Origin of the sequence: Xanthovirga aplysinae (assembly GCF_009711365.1) — a bacterium.
GTDB lineage: Bacteria > Bacteroidota > Bacteroidia > Cytophagales > Cyclobacteriaceae > Xanthovirga > Xanthovirga aplysinae.
In genome coordinates, this window is the sequence record NZ_SMMB01001133.1 from 1 (window position 1) to 8,935 (window position 8,935).

Here is an 8,935-nt window from a genome sequence, read left to right on the forward strand (position 1 = left end):
AAAGCTAATTCTACCTTATCGCATGTTTAAATATTTTCTTTTTACTCCAAATGGCTTTTAAAAAGCTGCACTTTTCCCAGGCACATAATTATTTTACACATCTGGAAAGAAGATTGTTTCGTGGCTTTTACCACCCGTAGCTTCCAGCCATGACCCCAAAAATCATCTCGTTCAACCGATCAGAAGCCATTTTCGCTCATAAACAAAATATTTTAACAAGCTCTTAGCCATTTAAATTAACAAATAACGAGTCCTCTATTTTCTGATTAAAACAAAGCGGAGCCAATTTTATAAATAGCATCAGACTTACCCATGGAATAATAGTGCAAACAGGGCACACCAAACTTCATCAATTCTTTGGATTGGTGGATGGTCCATTCCACTCCTACCTGTTTTACTTCTTCATTATTCTTACATTTTTCCACTTCATTTGCTAATTCCTCAGGAATATCTATATGAAAAGTACTTGGTAAAATATTCAAGTGCCTTTTGACTGTAATTGGTTTAAGTCCTGGAATAATAGGCACCGTAATACCATGGTCACGACATTTTTTTACAAAATCAAAATATTTCTGGTTATCAAAAAACAATTGTGTGACGATATATTCGGCACCTAATTCAACCTTCATCTTCAAATATTTTAAATCCGAATTTAAATTTGGGGCCTCAAAATGTTTTTCTGGATAACCCGCAACACCCACACAAAAATTAGTGGGATGATGGTTTTGCAACTCCCCGTCAAGGTAAACTCCTTTATTGATATTACTTACCTGTTGGAGCAGATCCGTTGCATAATGATGTCCATTTTTTTCTGGAGTAAACTTTTGTTCGGATTTAATTGGATCTCCTCTTAATACCAATACATTATCAATTCCTAAAAAATGTAAATCAATCAGCGCATTCTCAGTTTCTTCTTTGGTAAATCCACCGCAAATAATATGAGGAACTGTATCTACATTAAAACGATTTTTAATGGCCGCACAGATCCCTACCGTTCCCGGCCTCTTTCGAATAGAGCGTTTTTCCAATAAACCGTTTTCTCTTTTCTTATAAACAAACTCTTCCCTATGATAAGTCACATCAATGAAAGGAGGTTTGAATTCCATTAGTGGTTCAATATGATGAAAAAGATTGTCAATACTGTCTCCTTTTAATGGAGGAATAATTTCCAATGAAAACAGAGTCTGTCCCTCTGCATTTTTTATATGTTCAAGTACTTTCATCTATAAATACTCTTTAAAAAGTTCAACCAGAAAATATAATTACGAATTTGGAATTAGAAAACACTGAATAACATCTAGTCCATTTAAATTAATTAGGTAAAATAGCTCTATACCTTAATTTTCATTAATTGGCCAAAATATTCCTCATTCAATTTTATTAATTCTTAACCTTTTATTAGGAAACTGGAGCTGCCAACTCCTTTTCCAAATTAGGAGATAACCAACGCTCCAATTCTTCTACCGGCATATCTTTTCTTTTTGCAATATCTTCAACCTGATCAGGAAGTATTTTTCCCAAACCAAAATAGCGGGCATCAGGGTGTGAAAAATACAAGCCACTAACAGAAGAAGCCGGGTACATAGCCAGATTTTCTGTTAAATTAATATTAACCTGTCGTTCTGCTTCCAACAATTCAAAAAGGGTAATCTTCTCCGTATGATCCGGACAGCCTGGATAACCGGGAGCAGGTCTAATTCCTTGGTATTTCTCCTGAATCAAATCCTCATTAGAAAATTTTTCATTTGCCGCATAGCCCCAGAATTCTTTTCTAACCCGCTCATGCATCAGCTCTGCAAAAGCTTCCGCTAAACGATCGGCCAGGGCTTTGATCATAATCACATTATAATCGTCAAATGTTTGTTCAAACTCCTGGATTAACTTTTCAATTCCAATACCAGCAGTTACAGCAAAACCTCCAATATAATCTTTGACTCCACTTTCTTTTGGAGCTACAAAATCACCAAAGGAAAGGTTAGGTAGATTCTTTGCTTTTTCTCCCTGTTGTCGAAGAGTATGAAAGCGACTTAACTCTTCTTGCCTACTTTCATTCTTATATACTATAATGGTATCATCCTCTTCGACGTTTGCCGGATAAAAGCCAATTACGGCCTGTGCTTGCAGCAATTTTTCATCTACAACTCTCCTAAGCAATTGTTGGGCATCAGCAAATAAATTTTTGGCCTCCGTCCCCTTTTCGGAATCATCCAGAATCTTAGGATATCTTCCTTTTAATTCCCAGGTTTGAAAAAATGGTGTCCAATCAATATATGGTACAATTTCATCTAAAGGATAATTTTTAAACACCTTATTTCCAAAGAAGGAAGGTGTAACAGGATGTGTATTTTTCCAATCAATGAAGACCTTATTAGCACGTGCCTGTTCAATACTAATGTAATTTTTCTGACGGCTACGTGCCTTATGTCCAATTCGCAATTTTTCGTACTCTTCTTTAATAGAATGAATAAAGTTTTCCTTTTCAGCACTAAGCAGTTGTTGTGCAACAGGCACACTTCGCGATGCATCATTCACATGTATAACGGGTCCACTATACTGCGGGTCAATTTTAACAGCTGTATGTACTCTAGAAGTAGTCGCCCCACCTATCAATAAAGGAAGATTCATTTTTCTGGCCTCCATTTCTTGAGCAATATATACCATCTCATCCAGAGAAGGGGTAATTAACCCACTAAGACCAATAATATCTACCTGTTGTTTCTCCGCTTCTTCTAATATTTTTTCCAAAGGGACCATTACCCCTAGATCAATGATCTCAAAGTTATTACAAGCTAAAACTACCCCAACAATGTTTTTTCCAATATCATGGACATCTCCTTTTACCGTAGCTAAGAGGATTTTTCCTGCTGATTGTGTCTGGTTTCCTTCTTTTTCCGCTTCCAGGTATGGAAGAAGGTAAGCTACTGCTTTTTTCATGACACGGGCACTTTTCACTACCTGTGGCAAAAACATCTTACCCTCTCCAAAAAGATCTCCCACAATATTCATCCCATCCATCAAAGGGCCTTCAATAACCTTTAATGGTTTTCCTAAATTTAGTCGGGCTTCCTCCGTATCCTCTTCTATATAATCGACAATTCCTTTTACCAAAGCATGACTTAGCCGTTCCTCTACACTTGCATTTCGCCATTCCAGGTTTTCTACCTTTTTCTTTCCACTCTGCTTTACAGTCTCCGCAAAATCGACTAAACGTTCTGTGGAATCCTCTCTACGGTTCAAGAGTACATCTTCTACTCTCTCTAAGAGTTCCTTATCAATTTCTTCATACACCTCGATCATACCGGCATTAACAATCCCCATATCCAACCCTGCTTTTATCGCGTGGTATAAGAAAGCAGAATGCATAGCTTCCCTCACGGTATTATTTCCTCGGAATGAAAAGGAGATATTACTCACTCCCCCACTTACCAAAGCATGAGGAAGGTTTTCTTTTATCCATCGGGTGGCATTAATAAAATCTACCGCATAATTGTTGTGTTCTTCTATTCCCGTGGCAACGGTTAGGATGTTGGGATCAAAAATAATATCCTGGGGAGGAAAACCTACTTCTTCCACCAGAATACGATAGGAGCGCTCACAAATTTCAATTCTTCTTTCATAGGAATCCGCCTGCCCTTTCTCATCAAAAGCCATCACAATTACTGCTGCACCATACTTACGTACCTTTCTGGCATATCCCTTAAACCTATCCTCCCCCTCTTTTAATGAAATGGAATTAACAATTCCTTTTCCCTGAACACATTTTAATCCAGCTTCAATTACGGACCATTTGGAAGAATCGATCATGATGGGAAGCTTAGAAATTTCCGGTTCAGATGCGATTAAGTTCAAAAATGTTTGCATGGCCTCTTCAGAATCCAGCATCCCTTCATCCATATTCACATCAATAACCTGTGCCCCTCCCTCTACCTGATGACGAGCCACTGATAAGGCCTCCTCATAGTCATCATTCATGATAAGACGAGCAAATCTCTTTGAGCCGGTTACATTGGTCCTCTCTCCTACATTGACAAATAGGGTGTCAGGCGAAATCGTCAAAGGCTCTAAACCGCTATAGCGAGAAAAAGGTGAAGGAGTAGCAATTTTCCTTGGAGAATAATTGTTTGAAATTTCTGCAATTCGTTGAATATGATCGGGAGTAGTTCCACAGCAACCTCCCACAATATTCACTAATCCATCTTTTAGAAAATCTTCGATTACCTCCCCCATTTCCATAGCGGATTCATCGTATTCCCCAAATTCATTCGGTAATCCCGCATTGGGATGGGCGCTCACATTTACATTAGCAATACGTGAAAGCTCCTGCAAATAAGGCTTTAATTGTTTCGCTCCCAAGGCACAGTTTAACCCCACACTTAATAGAGGAAGATGTGAAATGGAATTCCAAAAGGCCTCTACCGTTTGACCCGAAAGTGTCCGACCGCTAGCATCGGTGATGGTACCGGAGACCATCACCGGTAATTCTTTTCCTGTTTCCTGAAAATACTCCTGAATAGCAAAAAGGAAAGCCTTACAATTCAAAGTATCAAATACAGTTTCCACCAAAAGGATATCCGCTCCCCCATCAACCAATCCGCGAACCTGCTCCAGACAGGCCTCCACCAACTCTTCAAAAGTTACCGCACGGAAGCCCGGTCTATTAACATCGGGAGAAATAGAAGCCGTACGATTTGTTGGGCCAATCGATCCCGCTACAAAACGTGGTTTATTGGGCTCCCTTTGAAGGAATTCATCAGCAACTTCACGAGCAATTTTAGCGGATTCATAATTTAACTCATAAGCGAGGTCCTCCATCTTATAATCCGCCATCGCTATTTTTGTTGAGCTAAAAGTATTGGTTTCAATAATATCAGCGCCAGCCTCAAAGTAGGCCCGGTGAATATTCTTAATAATCTCTGGTTGGGTAATGGATAATAGGTCATTATTCCCTTTCAAAGAACAAGGATGGCCTTTGAAGCGATCTCCTCTGAAATCTTCTTCCTCCAATTGATGTCGTTGGATCATGGTACCCATGGCTCCATCCAACACTAAAATTCTGTCTGCTAAAATTCTGGAAATTTCACCGCTCATTTGTTCTATCTATTATGATTATCCAAGTGAGCTTATTCAGAAAAGGTGAGTTGATAGGGTGGATCACAAATCGATCACTTATCATTTTCCGTAAAAACGGAAGGGGTATTAGCACCAAGTCGCACAAGGTTGCTAAGACGTCATCGGGCCCAATCCCTCAGTCTTTCTGGATAAGCGTAAAATACAAAGTTGGCAAATTTATATTTAAATAAGCTATTTTTTCAAGAATTAATTTTCTTCATATGGGAAAATAGGTCTATTTAACTATTCAATATATTTTATTTCAGAGGATTATATCCTTACAATTTAATTTCATATAAGCTTAATCAACTGAAGAGTATTTATTTTTCTTACCTCCAGCCTACATTAAAATCAAAACTCAAAAAATAACGAAAAGGATTTCGTCTGCTAGTTTTTTTATTCCATCTTTTTATGAATTTAAAAAATTAACCATTGACTTTAATATCTGATTGTAATAAAAAAATCTCCCAAAATTAAAACAACCTTGGTCCCTCATTTCTTCTATTACTCATTTCCTTGTACATTTTTTCCTTTTCCGATCAATTGCCTCCCAAAAAAAGTAATTTTCTCTACAAATTTCTTTAGGGGAAGCTCATTGCCCCTTTTAACTAATCAACCTATTCTCCAGCAACAGTTTCAACAATTGACACTGCAGAAGCTCCAAAATACCCTAGTGCATATTCACTTGGGTTTTCTACCTTATAAACATTACCTACAATGGGAGCCGGAGGTGTATCCAAAGGATTTCCTGTGTTTTCTTGAAGAAGTAATTGAGAGAAAAAACTAAATGCTCCTGCTGATAAAGACATCTGTTCTACTCTTACAAGAGCTCCGGGATGAAATGTTCGTCCTGTAAAATCAGCAGCAGGCACTTTTTGGCCTGCAAATAATTGATTATCGGTCACAAACAACTGACCTGGGCCATTCATTGGTTCATCATTCTGATAAACTTTCCATTGGTAATAATTAACACCTCCCGGAGGGTCCTGAAAGCCAATCATTAGGCGATACTCATCTTTGCTTGGATCTAGTTCGGTGTAAATTTCATCAATAGCTGCCACTGATTTTAATTCTTCCGGTTTTGATTGGTATTCCACACCATCTGGAGTTTGAATATAAAGCCAATAAGAAACACCTATGGTTCCCTGTAAATTATCACTTTGATAGGTTCCAGCCTCAGATTCATCCAAAATATACTCATTTCCCAGGTCATCAATAATTTTAACGGTGGCACCGCTCACTTCCTGACCTTTGTCTCCTCCATTGTAAGCAATGGTCGAGGTCAATAACACTGTATAAGGACCTGGCTGGTCAGTAATCCATCCTTCAACGACCAACTGCTCTTCACCTCTTGGAATTTCCAGGTCAATAACTTCCTGACAGGAATTCGCCATTAAAAACAAGCCAAACAGAAAGGAAAATAAAGTAAATTTATTAATCAACTGCCTCATACTTCAATAAAGTATACATAAAAAAATCATCCCCATCTAAACATTCACAAAAGGGGAAAGAAAATCGCTTTAAAAAAACTAAACACTTGTAAGGAATAATAAAATATCGGCCCTATAATGGCCTAAAAATTAAAATTATAAGTCACAGAAGGCACAATAGACCCTACTATGGACATCTTTATGGCATCTCTTTCTGTAGAACCGTCTCTTTGCTTGAAGTATATAGAGTAGGCATTTCTACGATTATATACATTAAATAAGCCAAAGGTCCAGCTACCTTTCCACCTTCTCCCCTCTTTTTGAGGAGGATCATAAGTAACACTTAAGTCCAGGCGGTGATAATCTGGCAATCTATACTGATTTCTTCCCGAATAATTTAAGATAGGATTTCCTTCCCAAAAATATTGTCCATCTGGCAGGGTAAGAGGAACCCCAGTTGCATAAGAAAAGTTAGTAGAAATACTCCATTTCGGATTTATCTCATACATCAACACAATATTAAGATCATGAGGCTTATCGGTATTGGAATTGTACCATTCGCCCCCGTTAATTCTTTCTTCCGGGAATGGGCTATCTACCTTTCGTTCAGACTTTGACAGGGTGTAACTGATCCATCCTGTAAATTTTCCCCTCACTTTTTTCAACATAAGCTCCAAACCATAGGATCTACCTATTCCACTCAACAAATCGGCATCCAGGTATTCATTCATCTGCAACTGAGCTCCATTTTTATAATCCAGTACATTTTGCATATACTTATAATAAGTCTCGGCAGAAAATTCCAAGTTATTATTAAACTTCCTAAAATACCCCAGGGAAATTTGATCACCCACTAATGGTTCCACATTTGCACCAGAATATTTCCAAGTATCCACTGGTACAGCTCCAGTGGTATTGGTCACTAGCTGCCAATATTGCATCATCCGATCATAGCTTAATTTAAGTGAACTACTTTCACTTAAATCATAATTAAGGGAGATTCTTGGTTCAAAGCCTGAGAACATACTTGAGATATCGCCAGAAGCAAATTTATTTACGCCTATGATGGTTTCCGGGGTACGAGGCACACCTGGCTCATAAACATTGACTTCTTCTGGGCCTAATTTAAGAAACATGGAATAGCGCAGGCCATACAATATAGAGAGCCTTTTGGTAGGTTTATATTGATCGCTCACATAAATCGCAGGCTCCAGAGCATATTCATCATCTAAAGAGGAGGCTACAAGACCATTATTTTCCGGTCCCGGAACAATAGTACCCGGTTTATATTGATGAAAATAAGAGTTGGCACCAAACTTAATTTGATGTTTGTCGGAAAGAAAATAATTAAAATCTCCTTTAAGATTATAATTGATTATCTTGGAAGTTACCTGGAAAGCCTCCGGACCCGTATCCAGACCTGTTTCATAATCGTAATTACTGTAGGTAGCAGTAAGATCAGAATAGAATCGGTCGCTAAAAATATGATTCCAATTGAAACTAGCGGTTTTATTGCCGTAATTAAAACCAAATTCCTTTTTAATCATAAAGTCATCTCTTCCAAAATAGGTAGAAATAAATATCTGATCCTTATCACTAAATTTGTAATTGAGTTTAGCATTAAGGTCATAAAAATAGGTAATATTATCCTTGATACTGTCTTCTTTAGAAAGCTTGAAAAACAAATCGGTATAGGAACGACGACCTGCCAAAATGAGAGAACTTTTATCTTTTACTAATGGGATTTCCAGGGCTAACCTACTGGAAAGTAACCCAAGACCACCTGTACCCGAAAAGGTATCAGCAATTTCATTCTTTTGGTGCACATCTAATACGGAAGAAATTTTCCCTCCATATTCCGGAGGAATACCTCCTTTATATAACTCTACATGGTCTAATAAGTCTGGATTATAAATAGAAAATAGACCAAAGGTATGTGAGGTACTGTACACCGGCGCTCCATCTAACAATATTAAATTTTGATCAATATTCCCTCCCCGTACATTAAAACCACTGGATCCCTCACCTGAATTAGACACTCCAGGTAAAGTAAGAATAGACCTTACTACATCCACCTCACTAAGAAATGCGGGCAGCTTTTTTAGTGTTTCTACATTTAACCGTTCCACATTTGCCACTTTTTGTTCAGTGGAAGAAGAACTGACCACTACCGCATCTAACTTTAAATCAGACTCCTTTAGGTAAATATTTTGAACCTTGTCCTGGTGAAGCTCAATTTCCAAATCCACGGGTTTCATTCCTATAAAGCTATACTTCAGTTTATACTTACCCGTAGGCATTTGAATAGAATAAAAGCCATTTTCATCTGCTACACAACCCGTTTTCAGTTCCTCAATATAAACGGTGGCTCCAATAATGGCTCCATTAGTTCCCTT

At 37.9% G+C, this 8,935-nt stretch carries 4 protein-coding genes and 1 riboswitch; all 4 genes read right to left on the reverse strand.

The features are described 5' to 3' along the window. Positions 1 to 266: 266 nt before the first annotated feature. Complete coding sequence (gene metF, locus E1171_RS13900; protein ID WP_155206634.1) at positions 267 to 1,223, reverse strand: methylenetetrahydrofolate reductase [NAD(P)H]; 957 nt, start codon at positions 1,221 to 1,223, stop codon at positions 267 to 269. A 175-nt stretch (positions 1,224 to 1,398) separates the two neighbouring features. Then, the gene (gene metH, locus E1171_RS13905; RefSeq protein WP_155206635.1) at positions 1,399 to 5,088 is read right to left on the reverse strand and encodes a methionine synthase; all 3,690 of its coding nucleotides are present in this window, start codon (positions 5,086 to 5,088) and stop codon (positions 1,399 to 1,401) included. A 75-nt stretch (positions 5,089 to 5,163) separates the two neighbouring features. After that, a riboswitch (SAM riboswitch) is annotated at positions 5,164 to 5,265 on the reverse strand. Positions 5,266 to 5,726: 461 nt separating this feature from the next. Continuing rightward, on the reverse strand, positions 5,727 to 6,560 hold the full coding sequence (locus E1171_RS13910; RefSeq protein ID WP_155206636.1) for a DUF4249 domain-containing protein: 834 nt from the start codon (positions 6,558 to 6,560) through the stop codon (positions 5,727 to 5,729). Positions 6,561 to 6,682: 122 nt separating this feature from the next. Beyond that, positions 6,683 to 8,935 (reverse strand): TonB-dependent receptor (locus E1171_RS13915; RefSeq protein ID WP_155206637.1); only part of this gene is annotated, 2,253 nt, incomplete at its 5' end.

Bases quoted from the DNA above. Each gene is read 5' to 3' on its own strand.
- metF (WP_155206634.1), bottom strand. From the start codon at position 1,223: ATGAAAGTACTTGAACATATAAAAAATGCAGAGGGACAGACTCTGTTT.
- metH (WP_155206635.1), bottom strand. From the start codon at position 5,088: ATGAGCGGTGAAATTTCCAGAATTTTAGCAGACAGAATTTTAGTGTTG.
- E1171_RS13910 (WP_155206636.1), bottom strand. From the start codon at position 6,560: ATGAGGCAGTTGATTAATAAATTTACTTTATTTTCCTTTCTGTTTGGC.